Source organism: Nostoc sp. NMS4, assembly GCF_017115095.1.
Taxonomy (GTDB): Bacteria; Cyanobacteriota; Cyanobacteriia; order Cyanobacteriales; family Nostocaceae; genus Nostoc.
This window is the reverse complement of sequence record NZ_JABXKI010000071.1, coordinates 1-18,589: the sequence shown is the minus strand read 5'-3', so window position 1 is coordinate 18,589 and position 18,589 is coordinate 1. Positions and strand designations below refer to the sequence as shown.

16 protein-coding genes and 1 pseudogene are annotated in these 18,589 nt (G+C 40.1%); 12 read left to right on the top strand and 5 right to left on the bottom strand.

The features are described from left to right. Positions 1 to 4 precede the first annotated feature (4 nt). From HWQ37_RS03670 to HWQ37_RS03650, 5 genes are all read left to right on the top strand, one after another. Entirely contained in the window at positions 5 to 817 is an 813-nt protein-coding gene (locus tag HWQ37_RS03670; RefSeq protein WP_292743916.1) for an inositol monophosphatase family protein, read from the top strand. Between the two features lie 74 nt (positions 818 to 891). Beyond that, positions 892 to 1,842 (top strand): J domain-containing protein, encoded by a 951-nt coding sequence (locus HWQ37_RS03665; RefSeq protein WP_292743914.1) that lies wholly within the window; start codon positions 892 to 894, stop codon positions 1,840 to 1,842. Next, complete coding sequence (locus HWQ37_RS03660) at positions 1,842 to 3,056, top strand: ATP phosphoribosyltransferase regulatory subunit (protein ID WP_292743911.1); 1,215 nt, start codon at positions 1,842 to 1,844, stop codon at positions 3,054 to 3,056. Before HWQ37_RS03665 ends, HWQ37_RS03660 begins: the two co-directional genes overlap by 1 nt. Positions 3,057 to 3,251: 195 nt before the next feature. Continuing rightward, the gene (locus HWQ37_RS03655) at positions 3,252 to 3,476 is read left to right on the top strand and encodes an indolepyruvate ferredoxin oxidoreductase subunit alpha (protein ID WP_012407913.1); all 225 of its coding nucleotides are present in this window, start codon (positions 3,252 to 3,254) and stop codon (positions 3,474 to 3,476) included. 77 nt (positions 3,477 to 3,553) lie between these two features. Next, a complete protein-coding gene (locus HWQ37_RS03650) occupies positions 3,554 to 4,282 on the top strand; it encodes an ABC transporter ATP-binding protein (RefSeq protein ID WP_292743908.1) in 729 nt (242 codons plus the stop codon). Between the two features lie 484 nt (positions 4,283 to 4,766). Here the strand turns inward: HWQ37_RS03650 and HWQ37_RS03645 are convergent, their stop codons facing one another. The 3 genes and pseudogenes from HWQ37_RS03645 to HWQ37_RS03635 all read right to left on the bottom strand — a co-directional run. Beyond that, positions 4,767 to 6,170 (bottom strand): glycoside hydrolase 100 family protein, encoded by a 1,404-nt coding sequence (locus HWQ37_RS03645; protein ID WP_292743898.1) that lies wholly within the window; start codon positions 6,168 to 6,170, stop codon positions 4,767 to 4,769. A gap of 57 nt (positions 6,171 to 6,227) precedes the next feature. After that, complete coding sequence (locus HWQ37_RS03640; protein WP_292743896.1) at positions 6,228 to 6,359, bottom strand: hypothetical protein; 132 nt, start codon at positions 6,357 to 6,359, stop codon at positions 6,228 to 6,230. A gap of 60 nt (positions 6,360 to 6,419) precedes the next feature. Next, a pseudogene (locus HWQ37_RS03635) lies at positions 6,420 to 6,626 on the bottom strand (sugar dehydrogenase); the annotation flags it as partial. Positions 6,627 to 7,406: 780 nt separating this feature from the next. Between HWQ37_RS03635 and HWQ37_RS03630 the strand changes: the two are divergent. Both HWQ37_RS03630 and HWQ37_RS03625 read left to right on the top strand, forming a co-directional pair. After that, positions 7,407 to 8,105 carry a hypothetical protein gene (locus tag HWQ37_RS03630; protein ID WP_292743893.1) on the top strand — a complete coding sequence of 233 codons (699 nt, stop codon included), beginning with the start codon at positions 7,407 to 7,409 and terminating at the stop codon, positions 8,103 to 8,105. 270 nt (positions 8,106 to 8,375) lie between these two features. After that, positions 8,376 to 9,776 (top strand): hypothetical protein, encoded by a 1,401-nt coding sequence (locus HWQ37_RS03625; RefSeq protein ID WP_292743890.1) that lies wholly within the window; start codon positions 8,376 to 8,378, stop codon positions 9,774 to 9,776. Between the two features lie 283 nt (positions 9,777 to 10,059). On the opposite strand, the gene HWQ37_RS03620 is transcribed toward HWQ37_RS03625, so the two are convergent. Beyond that, positions 10,060 to 10,926, bottom strand: coding sequence for a WYL domain-containing protein (locus HWQ37_RS03620; protein WP_292743888.1), 867 nt, complete (start codon positions 10,924 to 10,926; stop codon positions 10,060 to 10,062). Between the two features lie 201 nt (positions 10,927 to 11,127). Between HWQ37_RS03620 and HWQ37_RS03615 the strand changes: the two genes are divergently transcribed. Genes HWQ37_RS03615 through cas5d form a run of 5 tightly spaced genes read left to right on the top strand, consistent with a single transcriptional unit; the run spans position 11,128 to position 18,130 of the window. After that, the gene (locus HWQ37_RS03615) at positions 11,128 to 11,361 is read left to right on the top strand and encodes a DUF433 domain-containing protein (protein WP_292743885.1); all 234 of its coding nucleotides are present in this window, start codon (positions 11,128 to 11,130) and stop codon (positions 11,359 to 11,361) included. A gap of 59 nt (positions 11,362 to 11,420) precedes the next feature. Continuing rightward, the gene (cas3, locus tag HWQ37_RS03610; protein ID WP_292743882.1) at positions 11,421 to 13,421 is read left to right on the top strand and encodes a type I-D CRISPR-associated helicase Cas3'; all 2,001 of its coding nucleotides are present in this window, start codon (positions 11,421 to 11,423) and stop codon (positions 13,419 to 13,421) included. Between the two features lie 3 nt (positions 13,422 to 13,424). Next, complete coding sequence (cas10d, locus tag HWQ37_RS03605; RefSeq protein WP_292743880.1) at positions 13,425 to 16,406, top strand: type I-D CRISPR-associated protein Cas10d/Csc3; 2,982 nt, start codon at positions 13,425 to 13,427, stop codon at positions 16,404 to 16,406. Then, positions 16,406 to 17,461: a type I-D CRISPR-associated protein Cas7/Csc2 gene (gene cas7d, locus HWQ37_RS03600; protein WP_292743877.1), complete on the top strand. Its 1,056-nt coding sequence runs from the start codon at positions 16,406 to 16,408 to the stop codon at positions 17,459 to 17,461. Before cas10d ends, cas7d begins: the two co-directional genes overlap by 1 nt. A gap of 3 nt (positions 17,462 to 17,464) precedes the next feature. Continuing rightward, a complete protein-coding gene (gene cas5d, locus HWQ37_RS03595) occupies positions 17,465 to 18,130 on the top strand; it encodes a type I-D CRISPR-associated protein Cas5/Csc1 (protein WP_292743875.1) in 666 nt (221 codons plus the stop codon). Here cas5d and HWQ37_RS03590 read toward each other — a convergent pair whose 3' ends face one another. Continuing rightward, entirely contained in the window at positions 18,131 to 18,541 is a 411-nt protein-coding gene (locus HWQ37_RS03590; protein WP_292743872.1) for a hypothetical protein, read from the bottom strand. It lies immediately after the preceding gene. Positions 18,542 to 18,589 lie beyond the last annotated feature (48 nt).

Sequence of the window (18,589 nt, the reverse complement as noted above, 5' to 3'; positions counted from 1 at the left end):
ACAAATGACAAATCTACAAATTTTTCTAGATATTGCTACAGAAGCGGCCTTGGCTGCTGGTGCTATTTTGCAAGGTTACTTGGGTAAGTTAGAAGACGCAATTATTGAAAAAGGACGGCCTGGTGATTTAGTCACGGCTGCTGATAAAGCCTCAGAGGAGTTGATTTTAGAAATTTTGCGTCGCCACTTTCCCCAGCACTCGATCCTTGCTGAAGAATCAGGGAAATTAGGTAATCAAGAAAATGAATACCTCTGGGCAATAGATCCTCTCGATGGCACAACCAACTACGCTCATCAATACCCATTTTTTGCCGTTTCCATCGGGCTGTTAATTAATGGCGTTCCCCAAGTTGGTGTAATTTATGACCCATTTCACAATGAGTTATTTAGTGCTGCTGCTGGCTTAGGAGCAACCCGTAACCGCCAGCCTATCAAGGTTTCAGTCACATCTGAACTGGGTAAAAGCCTACTAGTAACAGGATTTGCCTACGATCGCCGTGAAACTTCTGATAACAACTATGCAGAATTTAGTCATCTCACTCATCTTACCCAAGGAGTTAGACGTAGCGGTTCGGCATCGCTAGATTTGGCTTATGTTGCCTGTGGACGTGTCGATGGTTACTGGGAACGGGGACTTTCTCCTTGGGATATTGCCGCCGGGATAATTTTGGTACAAGAAGCTGGGGGCAAAGTCACCGCCTACGATGGTACTGCTGTCAAAATTGAGTCGGGTAGAATTCTGTCCACAAATAGTTATATTCACGACTCTCTCAGTAACGAACTTTTACGGGTTCCACCACTGTCAGCTTGGGTGTAGCAGGTGGCGGCTTTTACCCCGACTTTGGGTACACTAAAAGCAATCTAACTGCTCCTTTGGTGCAAAAACTCTATATGTCTTTCAAAATAGATCGCGGACTATTTAAATATGATTTCATAGACCATCATGCAGTGTTGTGCGTTCCGGTTGATGCCGATGTCAAAGAGATTCGCAAACGCTATCTCCAAGTCGCCCGCCGTTTGCACCCAGACAGTAGTTTTACTGAAACGGCTGCTCAAAAACATCTCGGTAACGAATTGTTATCAAAGTTGGTGAACCCAGCTTACGAAAAACTTGCTAGCGATCGCACTCGCACTGAATATATTCTAATTTTGTCGCAAATTGGCAAACGTCTGGTACAAGAGTCTACTTCGGTAACTCTAAACACCGACTTGGCTAAACAGTTAGTTGAGGCAGGTAATATCGATCATTTTTATAAAACTGCGATCGCAAAACTAGCCCAAACCCAATACGATTCTTTAGAGCAAGCGGTGCAAGTTATTGCCCAAGCTAGTGAGTTGAATTTAGTATATTTAATGCGGAGCGCGGGTAAAGCATCCGCAGCGCCACCACCTGCTCAACCCAAAGCCCAATCAGGTACACCTCAGCCAAATACACCAAAAAATACAGCACCAGCACCAACACCACCAAAAGAAGACTTGATTGTAGAGCAGTATATTCGTCGCGCTCAATCTTTGATTGACAAAAACCAATTTGCCCCAGCCAAAGTAGAGTTGCAAGAAGCCCTGAAGCTAGAACCGAAAAATAGTCGCTGTCATAGCTTAATCGCAATGGTCTATTTGAAGCAAAATCAGCTAAAAATGGCTAAAATTCACTTTGACAACGCTCTAAAACTAGATCCCAGTGACGAAACGGCTCTGCAATGGAAACCTAAAATAGATAAGGCTTTAGGACAACAACCTAGCGATCAGAAGGTGACTTCATCCCCCAATAATGGAGATAAGCAACCAGAAAAATCTGGTAGTGGTTTGTTCGGTGGTTTGTTTGGTGGGAAGAAAAAATAATGGTGTATCAACCAGCAGCGGGAGCCAGGGATTTATTACCCTTGGATGTAGAGAAAAAACGCTGGATTGAAGAGCGGTTACAGCAGGTGTTTCACCGTTGGGGATATCACCGGATTATCACCTCAACTTTAGAGCGGATGGATACCCTAATGGCGGGGGAAGCAATTCAGCGTCAGATGGTGATTCAGCTACAACAAAATGGCGAAGATGATGAATTAGGGCTACGTCCAGAATTAACAGCGTCTATTGCTCGTACTGTTGTGACTCGGATGGCTGGTGTCACTTATCCCCAAAGGTTATATTACAACGCCAATGTGTTTCGCCGCACTTGGGAAAGTAGGCATAATCGCCAGCAAGAGTTTTATCAAGCTGGGGTGGAATTGTTAGGTGCTGGCGGATTGCTGGCCAATGCCGAAGTACTGCTGTTAGTAGCAGATTGTTTAGCAGCACTGGGTTTACAGGAATGGCATTTGATTTTGGGTGAGGCGGGAATTACCCGATCGCTCCTGAGTGCCTTTCCTGATAATCTTCAAGATCAAGTTCGTAGTGCGATCGCTCATCTTGATCGCATCACCATAGATAATTTACCTCTAAGTGACAAACTACGCGATCGCGCCCAAACCATCCTAGATTTGCGCGGGCCAAGTGCAGATGTGTTGCAAAAAGTTAGTAGTTTGGATCTAGATGCAGAACAGCGAGAGGCAGTAAATAACCTCAAATCCCTAGTAGAATTACTAGAATCAGAGAAAAAATTTCCATTAATCCTCGACCTCAGCCTGATCCAAACCATAGATTACTATACTGGTATCGTCTTTGAAGTTGTCAACGATACTGAATCCCAAGCCAGAGTTTTAGGGCGCGGTGGTCGCTATGACCAGCTTTTGGGGCTATATCATCCTCAAGGCGAAAACATTCCCGGAATTGGTTTTGGATTAAGTATCGAAGATTTATACCAAGTTCTGTTGTCTACTCAGCAATTACCACAAGAAACTCCAGCGAGTGACTGGTTGGTAGCACCGGAGACAGCTACTGCTAACGCCGCCGCCTTTGTCTACGCCGAAAAACTCAGAGATTCTACTGAATTGGTAAGAGTAGAAATGGATTTGGGGGGAAGGGATGCAGAAGCAATTCGCCAATATGCACGCGATCGCAGCATAGCCCAAATTGCTTGGATCAAAGCTGATGGCTCACCAAAAATTGAGCCATTGTTTTAATGGGGCATTGGGCATGGGGCATGGAGAAGAGACAAGGTAGACAAGGAAGAGGGGGGAGACAAGGGAGAGACTTGTTCAATAATTCCCCCTTGTCCCCCTTGTCCCCCTTGTCCCCCTTGTCTCCTTGTCTCCCCTGCTCCCCCAATCCCCTGCTAGGCTAGAAATAGCCGATACAGAACAGAGGGAATCGAGAACATGCCGCATACAATTGTTACAGAAGTCTGTGAAGGCGTTGCTGACTGCGTAGATGCCTGTCCAGTAGCTTGTATTCATGATGGCCCGGGCAAAAATGCCAAGGGAACTGATTGGTACTGGATTGACTTTGCCACTTGCATAGACTGTGGTATCTGTCTCCAAGTTTGCCCTGTCGAAGGGGCGATTCTTGCAGAAGAACGACCAGAGTTGCAAAAAACTCCGTAATAGTCCATAGTCAACAGTCAATAGTCAATAGTTATGTTTGACTTGACTGTTGACCAATGACCAATGACAAATGACCAATGACAAATGACTATTTATTAGAAGTTCAAAATGTCCACGCTGGATACATCAAAGATGTAGATATCTTGCAAGGTGTGAATTTTCGGGTTGCACCAGGAGAATTGGTGACAGTGATAGGCCCCAATGGTGCGGGTAAATCTACTTTGGCAAAAGCAATTTTTGGGCTTTTGATCCCCCACACAGGCACAATTACCTTCAAAGGTGAAAATATTGTGGGGCTAAAGTCCAATCAGATTGTGCAACGGGGAATGTGCTACGTACCGCAAATCGCCAATGTTTTCCCTTCTCTGAGTGTTGAAGAGAATTTGGAGATGGGTGCTTTTGTGCTGAACGTTCCCCTGAAACCAATTAAAGATAAAATATTTACTATGTTTCCTAGATTAAGCGATCGCCGTCGTCAACGCGCTGGTACTCTCTCTGGAGGAGAACGCCAGATGCTAGCGATGGGCAAAGCTTTGATGTTGGAACCTGGTTTGCTGATTTTAGATGAGCCATCTGCTGCTTTGTCCCCGATTTTGGTGACACAAGTATTTGAGCAGATTAAAAAAATTAATCAGGCGGGTACTGCGATCGTACTAGTAGAACAAAATGCCCGTAAAGCTTTAGAGATGGCTAATCGTGGATATGTATTAGAGTCGGGACGTGATGCGATCTCCGGCCCTGGTGAAGAATTGTTGAATGACCCGAAAGTGGGTGAGCTATATCTGGGAGCAGGTAAGAGACATTAACCCTTTTTAATCACTCTTGCCCCATTCAACATAACACCAGCTTAAGATAGGAGCTTCACCAGTCGATAGCGATGACTTGGTTGGGCTGCGCCGACGCTATCTATAACTAATACAATAAGCCATAACATTACCTGCCACTGCCGCGACCGTCGTTTTCGATGCTCAAAGAATTCTCCCTAATAATCCGTTTCTAATCACATCTACAGCTAGTCGAGATGCAAAACAGGACATTCATTCACGAAAAGCTGACCAAAATGTAAATTGCCCGGATATGCCAGAATCCCCATTCGCAATTCGCAATTTGGAATTACGTCATCAATGGGTATTTACACCCAAGCACAAAGTCGCATCTATATAGGGCTTGCTGAAAAAGTCATAAAAAAGTCAGATAAGGATTGGTTAGTTATTCAATCAAGCCCTAAATATAAGCTTTTGTTGACTGGTAGGGTTAGTACCCGCGATGCCGTTCGCGGAGCGAGGCGGGCTACAGGCTACAGCCAGGGCCTTCAAGACCTTCTGCAAAACTGATTAATTTCAGGTACTCTGGATTTTCCACTAACTGTTTAGCGGCCAGTAATCCGGCAACACTCCAAGTTTGATTGATTCTGGCTTCCTTGCCAATCAAACGACCATTGTTGCCATCGTAGTATTCTGGAAAATGATCCTTAAATAAACGCTTTTCGGCAATAGCGATCGCAGCTTGAGCAAGTTCTGTTCTACCTGTTTTCAGTGCCGCAGCAGTAAAGAACCACAATAAGACAGGCCAGTTACCACCATTATGATAAGACCAAGCACTATTTTTAGAGTCACATCCTGTAACAATTCTCCACTCTAAACCTTCCAAAGCTGGAAAGCAAATTTTAACAGGCATATAGCCAATCAAGTCTTGCCAGCGTTGAGCAAACAAATTCATAATGCTTTGAGATTCTTTTTCGCTGGCTAAGGAAGCTAAGATTGCCATCAGATTTCCCAGAGCAAAAAAGCGAAAATCAATCCGTCCCGGTCCCAGATTTCCTGCTAAATATCCTCCAGTTTCGGGCAACCAATCGGTTAACCAACTAGGAATTGATTCTGGGTGGATGTTGAATTTATTAACAATTTCTTTACCAAATTCGTTACCCTTGTAACGATAAATTTCCCCCAATCGCTTCAGGTCTAGCCAATAATAGTTGCGGATATGATATTTCAAAGATCCCAATCGCCGATTGACTCTACCGAGGTAATTATCGCCGTCCCCATCTGGTAAAAGCAATTCACTAGCAGCCCTCAGAGACGCGTAGAATAGGGCTTGAATTTCTAAAGGATGTTCGTAAACTCCCATGCGACGGTCAATCATAAACGCGCCATCGGGAACTAACATTGTTGGGTACATGGAAAACCGATGTACTAAGCAAAGATCCAAAATTAGTTTGATTCCGGCTTGAAAATTTGGCTGTCGCGCTAGAGCCAAATCGCCTGTAGCTTTTTCATAAGCTAGTAGCAAAAGAATCCACCACATACAAGAATCAATTGGGGGAACACGAGCGATCGCTTGTTCGCCAAAATCAGCAACTAAAAATTCCTCATTCCCATTAAAATGTACCTTGAAGCTGGCGGGCATTAATCCCGCTCCCGGTTCAAAGCAGTCTATCTGTTTTTCATGACTTTGTAATTTCAGTGTTTCTACTAAGAAGTTACGGACAATTTCTGGTTTGCCGGACATCAGAAACACCAAGGCAGAAGGCACAAAATCACGGACAAAGCACTGATCGTAATTGAGTGCATCTGATTCTGGATCGTGGGCGGCTACTGTCCCAATGGGTTTTCCCTGGTAATAGATTATGGATTTTTCCAGCAGTTTCCAGGCTTCTGCTTCTAGCAGACTGCTATTATCGATCGCACTAGTCATAGGCGTTTAATTCCACTAATAGTATGTATCGGCCCAATTGTGGAAAGTACGCCAGCCTTACCTCAAGCTGACGAAGTTTCTCAAAAGCCAGCATTCCAAAGCTAAAAAAGCTACTGCGGCTGCCATCTCCTCAGAGAAACCAGCACGCCCCATTGGATGTGAATTTCCATGATCGCCTTTTTTTGTCAAATTCCTTTACTACGGTGTTGACCATCTCAACAATGCTGATTCTTGCGAGACATCTCCCTAAACCAGCAGCGACTTCACACCACAATTTTCGATATTTCCGCAGGATTTTTGCAATGCCATCTCTTCAGTGTCTGCCGCAGCTTCAGGGTATGAGGGGTAATTGATGGCGATGTTGCACCCTTCTTGAGTGAGTCTGATAGCGATCGCCTGACCGATAGCTGACGTTGCACCTGTAATTAAAGCATTCTTTCCTTTTAAGCCTATCATATTTCTTCGCCAAGCTGCCCTTACTTGAATTTGCACTCAATCAAACAATTTGGGATTTTAGATCATTCGTTTAATTCGTTCTTAAATACTAGTGATGTGTAGATAGATTAAGTTTGCCTCTCACCTATTTGCCATGAAATTTAATCAAGAGGTAGTTACGATTCCCAGTGTACAACTTTGATAACTGTCCACAATACTGTTGCGTGTCTCAAGCTCATGGTAATATTATCTTACTGTCAGGGAGATATTATTTATACATCAAGTTTTAACCATGCTGAAACAGCTAGTTAGGTGTGCTACCTCCAAAAAACAAAAAATTATTCAACCTACCCAGGAAATCAACAAAAGCGCTAATGTGCAAAGCATGGAGCTTTTGAGTTTTTGCTTATACAAGGTACTAAAGAGCTAACTAAAGCCCTTTTTTAGGAATCATTACAGCCAGCTATCAAGGCATAAAACCCTCTGAGAATGGCAAAAAATTAAACAAGAGTAAATAGAAGAGTTTTGACACAATGTCAATTGTTTTTTGTATATGTAAAAATATCAAAAAGCTTAATTTGTCTTATCAATAAGACATGAGTATTGTGTATTTGATTTAGATATTTATTCTCTTTGTACTTAGTTAACTATATATAGAAGTCCTATTTGATTAATGAAAACTTAAGCTACCTCGATCAAATCAGGCAAGCACTTAAATTTAACAAATAATTTAGGACTGCTAGATCAATCTCGATCTAGTAAAAATTCGATTATTCACAAAGTAAGAGTAACAGGAAAAACATGAATATCATAGTTCGTTTATTTGGAGCGATCGCTCTCCAAGTATCTGTGTTGGCTGCGATGTCTAGCATGGCAATGTCTGATGACAAGCCCTTTCGCGTCAATACCCAGCAGACTCCTGCTGTTTATCCACGAAAAACAACACAGCCCTTTCGCGTCAATACTCAGCAGACTCCTGCTGTTTCTCCACGGAAAATAACACAGAGGATTTGCTCTTTAGATCCCATTGAAGATTTATTACCTCCACCACAAACTAAGGCAAGTAATTCTTTGCTTTCTTACCTTGCTGATCAGGGTTTTACACAAAATAAAGAGGGTTCCTGGGTCTGTTATGCCAACGATCCTAAAAAAGAAGGGCGTTACTTTACTTTATTTAAGGTGAAACAAGTTAATAGCAGACTCATAGCAAGTTCTTTCCTAGATGAGGGTAGTCTGATTCAGGGGCAGGAAAATCGTAGCTTGGACTTCTTTATGATGCTGATTGAGCGTCATACGAATACTACTAAAGAGAACCGTCAAGGTATACGTAGATATCTACAAGCCTTTGTTTCCTTAGTCAAGGAAGGGAAGATCAAACCTACCCGTCGTGGGTATCTTTTTGACCAACCAAACCGGGGTATGGTCTTATATCACCCACTCTCATCAGGAAGCCTTAAAGGTACGGGAATCACGATCAATATTTATTTACCTAAGAGTTGAATTGGGGAATGGGGACACTTCTGAATAGCACTAAGTTAAGATACAGCCCTTGCTCTGACTGGTTCCCAGCCTGGAGGCTGGGAACCCATTCTGGGAGGCTCCGCCTCCTCTTTCTTGACCGGAGGCGGAGCCTCTCGGAATTCGTTCCCAGCCTCCAGGCTGGGAACGAGGGTACATAAGTCTTTGGGCTTTACAAGCGTGGCATTGCGTTCAGAACCTTAAACCTAATCAATACCCAATTAAATTGCTGTCGTTTAGTGGAGGTGCATCTTGTCTAAATCAATTGTTCAAAGAATTGTGATGCCGAAAGCGGTTCGCTTTGCAGCGATCGCATTTTCATCTGTTGCTGTAGTACTCACTACCTGTCAGTCTGCTTTTGCACAGTTAAATATTGGACGCTATGGCATCCAACAAGGACTAGAGTCTGAGTATCTCCAGTACCAAATTAATAACCAGAATTTAAGCCGGATGCGAGTCATTCCTGGATGTGATGTGGGATTTGGTCTGACCTGCAATAAGACTGGATCGGTAATCCAACAATTAGTGGACTTAAACAATGGGACTAGTTATCAAAACCTTCTAATCCGAGCAGCCGGTGGGGAGAAAAACTTCCAGAATTTCGCTAGCTTCTACGGCAATAATCCCAATCTCTCTGCGGTTCCTTACGCCTCATTTTGGAGAAACGCATCTCCCGCAATCATGGATGGATCTCAATACCTTTTGGGACAACCTTTTGGTCGCAGTCCAGTAGAAGGACTCGGACTCGTAACCAAGCAGTTCTACTGGGCCCCATACTCAGGAGTCAATGACTCTGTTAGCCTCCGTAATGGATTAATAGACCTGAAATTGTCATACGGACGACTGCTGTTTGAAGAGGCCTCAAAAATTTCCAACATTCAAGAGCAGATTCAGTCTCTAGGTCTGTCACCAGAGATGACAAATTTTTATTTAGATAAAATCTCTACAGGCTTGAATGCACTGAATTCTGGAGATCAGAATCAACTCCAACAGAAGATTTTTGAAGTACTATCTTTTCCATACTCCCCAGATGGTGGGGAACTCGGACGACCCAATAATGCGATTCCACAGGAATTTAATCAGATATTAGGAGAAAGTATTGCCGGAGATACTTTGCTGAGTGACAATCCACTAGCCTTGGATGGAGAAACAATAGCTTTTGATGCTTTCCCTGGCTCTGCGGGAGATGTTTTAGCACCAGACACTTCTAATTCCTTTCCACTTTGGCCAATAATCGGCGCTGGGGGTCTTGGTTTAATTCTGCTTTTACTACTGAGCGGTGATAGTTCTTCCGCTCAATCACCTGTTTCTCCATCTCAACCACCAGCACCTGTTCCCCCATCTCAACTACCTACACCTGTTCCCCCATCTCAACCACCTACACGTGTTTCTCCATCTCAACCACCAGCACCTGTTTCTCTAGGAAATGCACCTTTGTCTCTCACCAACAAAGGCGAATGCGATCTGACTCCTAGTGGTAATGGTTCCAATCACACACAGATCATTGAAATTCCGTGTAATGTTACTCCTCAAACCCCCACGGAAGTGAAGAAGGTAATGGAGCCATCAACGATCAAGGCGCTTGTATTGCTAATTGTTCTACTATGGATAGTTCGTAACAAACACAGAACTTTAAAAATCCGTCATTCGTAATTAAGTTCTTACTACGAACGTTTCAAGCATTTTTGAGCATTTGGTGTATTTTCCTTGCCCTGTATGGGGTTGAGGCTTGTTTATGCCATTATCAGCCATTTTCTTGCCGCAATTTATTAAGAATTGCACGAACTACACCCTGACGGGGCGACAAAAAAGGCTATGATACTGATAAAATAAGCTTCATAGCCCTGAGACCCCGTTCATAATACTGCGGATGTGTAGTTAATACTAGTTAATATTTGTCTCTTGCCCTTAATGCAACTATGTCCTTTAGTATAATTTACTCTCTGGTTTCAATATCATATAAATTGCATAGGGTGAGGAGTTTTTGTTTGAGGCGATCGCGCACATTCTCTGGTAATATCACTACACAATCTGGGGCATATTGCATCACTTCACGACTGAACCAAAATGTACTGGATACTCGCCTGACAACTCGCCGAACTCGCGCTTTATCTGGTAGCCACTCATTAATATTGTCTTCTGGTTTAGCTTGATAAGCAAAAGCCAAACCAGCAAATAAGTGCATTTCCACTTTGATTTCATCCAAATTACTACGCCATTCGCCAGTAAGTGAAGTCACTGCCGCATCCGTAATTCGGTCTAATCGTAAACTCCAATTGTGAATTAGTTCTGGTATATCAAAGTTCCCTTCTGTCTCTTCGCACCAGCAATCAAGATATTGCCGCTTTTCATGGGGTGTAACTTTGGCATGGCGAACAGTAAAATTAAACACACGCTCCGCAGCATCTTGATAGGAAAGCTGAAAGGGCTGTTCGCGCAAGATATAGCGGTCTATTTCTAAGCGCCAAGCTGGGGGCAAATTCTCTAAGAAACGTTCAATTTCGCCTCGCAACGGTAATGATAATTCGCTGCGTTCTAGAAGTAAGTTTGCAATGATTTGGGCTTGTTCAATTTGCCCGATGTCTGTCAAAGCATTGATGCATCTATGTAATGCCCTGATGCGTGGTTCTTTCCAATCGTTATTGTTACCGATGAGTAACTTACGTTGAGCGATCGCTTTAATTAACTTAGAGATGTTAGGCTCTTCTCCCCACATCATACCGAATTCACGAGCGATCGCTTCTAGCTCGGCTTTATCACGTTCTGATATCGACAGTGTAATAGATTGACCTTTTCGACTCATATTTTATACGGACACTTTTATACTTATAATTCTTGCCAATCTCTATTTTGCGTGCCAATATAGTTTTTAACAACCAGTTACGGACACTATTTCAGTAAAACAAAAACTCGCACCATTGGTGCGAGAAATTAACTAGAGAGGTTTTTTACTCATCCATAAAACTGCAACTATTGGTTGCAGAAAATACTTGGACTTAAAATGATGACGCAAGATAACCTACTTTCCCGAATTTCTATAGACCCAAGTATTTGTTTTGGTAAACCTTGCATTCGTGGACATCGAATTTGGGTTTCTTTAATCCTTGACCTTTTATCCGCAGGAGAAACAATTGATACCATTCTTGAAGCTTATCCGGGCATAGAAAAAGAAGACATACTAGCTTGTATTGCCTATAGTGCGGAGATGATAAGGAATGTTTTTGCAGATTCTTACTAATTTAGTGTGTGTGTAACCATGCCAGATTCTCTCCGATTTTTCAGAATTGAGAGTAATTTATGAAAATAAAACTCTTTTCCACATGGTCAAAATATTCCCAAACTTCAGTTTCTCATATTAAACTTGTTACCCATCAACAAGAAGTTTGGGATGCCATAAAAAATTATCAAGTTATCTTTGATACTGCTCTAACTGGTGACGGTAAAACTTTAGCTGCTCTTCTTCCAGCATTTTATGAACGTGAATTAGGACTAGGACAAGGTTTATTTAACTATCCGACAAATGAACTTATTCGCGATCAAGCCAAACAAATAGGAAAATGGAAAAATGAATTTAATATTGATTTACAAATAGGAGAACTCACAGGAGCTAAATTAGCCTCATATATAAGTGCAGAAGGTTTTAATAAACTGGAAACATTAAGAAATTTTGCTAATGATAATAAGATAGTTGCAACCAACCCTGACATTTTTACTTTAATTCATCGTTTACACTATGATCGCAGAGGAGGTAACAAAGCTCGTTTAGCTGAAACTTGGTTTAATAAATACCGCTATATAGTCTTTGATGAATTTCACATTTTTAATGCACCGCAAGTTGCTAATGTTCTGGATGGAATTGCATTTAACAGAGCAAGTTTAGGAGAGCGTTTTGCAGCAAAATTTCTTTTTCTTTCTGCTACCCCAGATAATGCTTTATTGAGAGTGCTTGATAAAGCAGGAATTCCTCCAAGAATTATTAAGGGTGAATATGAGCATGATTTAAAAAGAAGTGATACTCATCGGAGGATTTTATATGAAGTGGATTTAGATTTAGTTACTTCTGAGCAAAGCAATGGGGGAATTGAAAATTGGGTTTTTGAAAATTTAGAATACATCAAGCGATTCTTTTCTCAATATCCTGAATCTAAAGGACTTATCATTGCTAACAGTGTATTTGCTGCCAAGCGAATAGTCAGAACTTTAGAGAATGCTAATTTGGGCTTAAGCATAGGAGAAAACACAGGTCTCACTGGTGCAAAAAATAGAGAAGATGCAATGAATAAACAATTGATTATTGCAACTTCCACAGTTGATGTAGGTGTAGACTTTGCCATAAATTTTTTAATTTACGAATCTTTAGATGCTGGTACATTTATTCAGCGTTTAGGCCGACTAGGAAGACATGATGGATTTACTACTTACCAAGCAATAGCTTTAGTTCCAGATTGGGTAAAAGATAAGTTTTGTGAGTGTTATAGCAATAAAAATGAAGTAGATAGAGAAAGTTTCTTTCAAACTGTTAGGGAGAAAGTATATCAAAAGCCTCAAGAATTTCAGAGATATTTAAGCCGTTGGGGTTGTGTTCTCTCAACAATTAGATATTGCTTTCTTAGTCAACAAAAAGATCAATATCAAACTCTGATTGATCGTTATTCTCAGGAAGCTACGCCGCTTGTTGGTGCAACTCCCAAATGGTGTAGGCTGAATGAACTCAAAGAACACAAAATTATTATTAAGGATTTGGAGACTTTTCGAGGTGCAGGACAGTTAGATATATGGATTAATGCTCCAGATACAAATGCAGTCAGGAGTATTAGTTTATTACGTTTACTTGCAGGAACAGATTTTGAACTTATTTCAGAAGATGAAGCTCAAGAAATTAGTCGAAATTTAAATGAACCATTTTATAAAAATAATTTGGGATTATATGCACGGATCACACAATATTTAAGTAGCTATGAACTTGTAGAAGTAACTTTTACAGATTATTTGGATAGGTTAAATCTCAACATAGCGCAAGAAAGAGAGGGATTTCGTATAAATAGCCGTCATAGAGAAATTAAAAAGATAAATGAACAACTTGAATATTTACCTCTTACAACTTGTGTTGCAGACCCTAGTAAATACGATATTAAAGCATTGCGTCGTATTTATAGATTACCTGCGTTATTTGAATTACACAAAGTAGTAGATTTAAGTCGAAAACAATATCCTGTCGCTTTTGGATTGGATGCACTACTTTTGGATAGTCTTCTTTATTGGCAAAAAACAAATGAAATATTCATAGCAGGAGAGTAAAAAATGATAGATAATTTTGATTGGTTACAACCTAATGATTATGGTAAAGCAGTTATACCAGAAAAAGAGCCTCCTTTAGTAGTTCTGGCATTAGATACTTTGAATAAGGCTGAAGATAAAGTTTTGCGAGATTGGATAGAAAAGGTATTTCCCAATATTCTTGATTACTTCAGCCTCAAGCCAGCTAAGGGAATGAGTTTAGAAGCGGCTGAAAAATTAGCTGTTAATGCCAAACCAGATAAAAAAGACAAGATTCTCACTAAATTGGTTGAACATAAAGACCAAAGTTTAGCTATACACCTTTTAAATGCGGCTGTTGGTGGTTGGACTCTAGTTAAATTAGCAAATTTAGATGAGCTTGAACAACGGTTATATTTAGCAGCAGTTACTCTGCACGATCTCAATAAAATTGTACTCACGCAATTGGGTAACGTGCGGATGGATGGTAAGGAATGGGATAAATACCATCATTATTTTGATGTTTGGGCTGAAACTTTAGGACTATGGAAATTTGTTAGCAGTGAATATTGGCAAGACATAGCTTTTCTTGCTCAAAATGCTGAAGATGCAAGAGGAGCAAATCTGACTCTTGCTAACTTTCAAGAAATCAAATTAGCTCCTGAATATTTGATGGATTTAGCCGAATTTGTTCGCTTTGCTGATTTATTAGCTTCTATGGCTCATCGTCCAGATAGTTTATATCAAGAAAATATTCGGGCAATTGTACGACGCAGGTTAAAGGATAAATATGTTATTCGCCATCATCGTACTATAGAAAACCGAGGACTATTAACTCAAACAATCCACAATGCAGTATTAGAGAAAGCAAGGGAAGTTGGATGGAAAGATTTTTTATTCTTCCCTGATGGTATTACATACTTTGCACCAAAGGGTAGTGAGAAACCAGATTTATCAAATCTTGCTGATATAGTGCGATCGCACATCTTAAAAACTGCTGCTAAGGGTTTGGGTAGTTTAATTTCTCGTCAACCCAAAGGTATTATCAGTTGCAAGCCAGATATGAAAGAAGTGGCTGATGTTGAACTTGCAGCAGAAACTCTTATCCGTCAGGTTTTTAATATACTTGGTGAAAAGCGAGCTTCTGTAACTGGTGAGAGAAGAGAAAAAATCAAGTTACTTCCTGAATTAGTAAATTTAGATTGGAATTATCCGGCTAATTTACAGGTAGATAGGTTAGCAGAAGGAGTCAGAGGATTAGTAGACATTCTCAAAGAATACTACGGAGCAAGTGAAGAGAAGGCTATCCAAGCTTTACTTAATGCTTTGGATATGAACGAATATGTAGAAGCTTTACAGCGCATACCTGCTCTTGGTGGTGTACCTCATGGTTGGTATTTTTTAGCTGGTCATTATATCGGTAAAAATGGCAGCTTAAATGATGCTGAACTTGAAAATGTAATGATAAAAGCTATCCGCCAAGTTATCACAGAATGGGGTAAACCAGAACAATTAACAGCGTTTGCTTTTCTTGATGCTTATATTGCTCAAGTGTTAGATATCAGCGATAGTGATAAACAACATGATTTTGAAAAACAGTTAAATCGTTATCATCGTAATAAAGCCAATCGCAAACGTGAACCAATATGTGCTGTTTGCAATAGTGCCTTTGATGTACGAGAGGAATTTTCTAGTTATACTAACAAGCGAGTGACTAGCCTTTCTAAAGAGTCTTTACGTGGCATTTGTACAGTCTGTCAAGTAGAAAAACTACTTCGCAGTTATTCTTTACGCCGGAGTTTAGAAGCAGATGATGATCTTGTTTACCTGCATCTTTACCCAGATTATTACTTCACACCAGAAACGGCTCTTATAATGAATCGAGCCTATAAAAGCTTTGCTCAAAATATCTTTTCTGATTTAGATAAAGAATTAGCTAAATATAGCTATAACCCTAAATATATCCCTCGTGCAGATGTTTTTAGAGTAGGTGCTGATTCTAAAGAAAATGAGAAACGGCGAGTTGAAAAAGTGGAATATCTAGAAGGACAAATGCAAGGCTATTATCTTTTAGGAGTTCCAGCATTATTTAAAAAACCAACTGATACCGAAGTATGGCATATACCAGCATTACTAACACTAATTGCACCTTTAACTTTTGGGGTTAAAGTAGTTGCTAGTCGTTCAACTCTTCCACCATACGACTCAGGAGCAGATTTTAAAGAAACTGCGGTTTTGGATGGTGTACATACCTATTGGCAACACAGCATCAGAAAATCTAGTTTCCGCCTTGATGAGTTAACAAATGCTATTCCTGCGGCTTTTGCTGTGTATGCTCTGACATCCCAAGCATACCGTAGTAAAAATTTTCCTGTCTGGAATGCTTTAAATAATGTTTCTCAATCTTTGGATACTAGCCCTTTATATGTGTTTCACTATGCAGATCGCATCCTTGAAAATATCAGAAAGGAGGAACGCAAGAAAAAAGCGAATCAGCTTAGTGATCCAGCAATTATTGTTGCTAAAAAGTTGCTGAATTATTACCAACTTTTGATTGATTATTATCAAGAAGATAACCCCATGAACATGATTCAAGACTTAGTTGATAAATATGCTCGTTTTTATCGAGCTTCAGGTAAAAATTCCTCAGCTTACACGAGACTTCGACCTTTAAACATAGCCGCAAAAGTTATCTTGGAAAGTCAGCCCAATACTGCTGAAGATGACCTGCAATTAATGATAGAAGGTTACTTGTTTTCTCTAGTAGATGGTGTGCTAAATAAGAACAACGAAGGTTATATACCATCGGAAGTAGTTAAAGATAAAAGCCAGCGTGAAACTGTCATTCAAGACTTTTCTCAATACTTTGTCAAAGAAGTATTTAAGAACTATTGTAGGGCAGAGAGATCGCTTCTCAGACAAAATATCAATCTTATTCGTCATGCGGCAGAAGCTTGGTATATCAAACAGTACATCAAAAAACCTGAAGAAAAAACACAAAAATCAGAAAATAAGGAGTCAAATTAATGTTTGAGCAATACAAAAAACATTTTCAAGAATCCATTCTTCGCATTCCTGGAGCTAAATATGCTCACTTTGTAATTCTACGAGAAACTGACTCTTATGCAGTATTTAAAACTGATGGAGAATTAAATGTAGCCCGAGTTAGAGCAGGAATTAATGATTCACAAGTAATTAGTCGTTTAGTTCTTTTTAAACGTAAGCAAACTACTCCTGAACGCTTAACCGGGCGTGAATTATTGCGGCGTTATGAAATCTATAACTACATCAAAACCAAACATCATAAAGACTGTGCTTACAATGAAAATCCTTGTGGAGTTTGTCCTGATTGCGTTATTTACGGTTATGCTGTAGGTAAAGGTGGTGCAGATAATTCTGGTTCGGAGAAATCCAAAATTTTTATAGATTCAGCTTACGCTGTTCCCAAATATGAAGAATCCCACGGAACTTTTACGCTGAATGCACCCTATGAAGATGGAACTATGACGCAAGGAACAGACACTACTAATCGCTTCAGTGAACAAGATCATGTATTACCAGAAGTGCCTTTTCCCAGCATAGTTACATTACGTGACCCAACACCAAATACTTTTTTATATCTGTTGAATAATTTGTACCGTACCAAACGTTACGGCGCTCAAACTACACGCACTGGACAGATGCGAAATAAGGTTTTAGCAATAATATTTGCTGATGGTGAAATTTTTAGTAATTTGAGATTAACTCAAAAAATTTACGACATTATTGGAGATGTTTTACCTCCTTATGGACTTAATTCTCTCAAAGAAGCTACCGAACAAGCTGTGAATGAATTAATTCAAGAAGACGGAGTTTTTTATGAATTAATCACAACAGAAGCTCTTGTATCTCTTCAAAATGAAGCTCAATCTATTCTTGCAGATGAGGCTAGTTTTCAACACTGGATGAGTTTATTGACAGAAGAGACTTTAAATTATGCAAAAACAGTGGGTGTTCTTAAAGAAGAAAATCCAGAAAATAGCAACACTAGCAGCAGAAGTAGAAGGAATAAAAATAAGACGGCTGAAGATGAGGAAGCATAATGTATGCACATTTACCGTCTTCTCATTACTTTACAAGACCCATTGTATTTTGCTACTCGTGAATTAGGTAGACTTTATGTAACAGAGCAATATGTACATAATTATGCTCTGACTTACGCTCTTGGTTTAGCAAAAAGCAGCTATTACGATGCAGAACATATACCCCATTACGAAAGAGATTTAGAACCTCTCAATCAGCAAGGTATTTATATTACACCTGCACGTCCTTTGAATTCTGCTTATGTGACGCATACTTATAAATTTGCTAATCTCTCATATCATGTCAAAATGGATAAAATCAGCAAAAATATCCCAACATTTGGACGTATCCGTGAATTAGCGCCTGAAAGTCTATTTGAGTTTTTTGTCATATCTCAAAAAGAACTTAAATTACCAAAATGGATTCGCTTAGGTAAATGGATGAGTAAGGCTGAAGTGACGGTTAAACCATTACCGAAACCTAAAATTACTGAAGGTATATTCACTTGTACACATCCATTAAATCCTTTAGATGTCATGTTCACCAATCAAGTGATGAGCTATGACGTGGTAAATATGCCTCCAGTTAGCTTAATTCAGAATGTGCAAATGCGAGGTCAACACTATCAATTTGATGGCATTCAAAGCTTAAATATTCCAGTTCGGATGGAATATCGTTTTCGGAGTTAATTACTTCCCAAAACCTTTACTACGGTTTTTATTTTTTCGAGGCTCTATCGTCATTAACTCGGCTTTAAAACCTCTGGAATCTTGCAACATTAACTTACGAATTGGCTGGCGTTGGTAAGTCTGCACTTCAGCAGCTAGAGGATGATTAGGATCAATCTTTAGATGAGTAATAGAAGAAACATATTTTTCTTCACTTTCGGGATTATTTGGCTCTTTTAGTCCGCACATAATCCCGCCTTCATCTCCTGAATAGCCAACGAAATCAATTTCAAATTCTCTGTCTGGATCGGCGTTTACTCCTTTTTGCTTTAATGTCTTCAAAAACTCCTTCCCGGCTCGTGCTTTAATGGGTAAGTTCTCTTTAAGTTTTTCAGTTAGTGCCTTTGCTGCATTGTAATCATCAATTCTCATTGGTCTTTCTTCCTACGTAGTTTTTCTCACTTAAAAGAATACTACTAT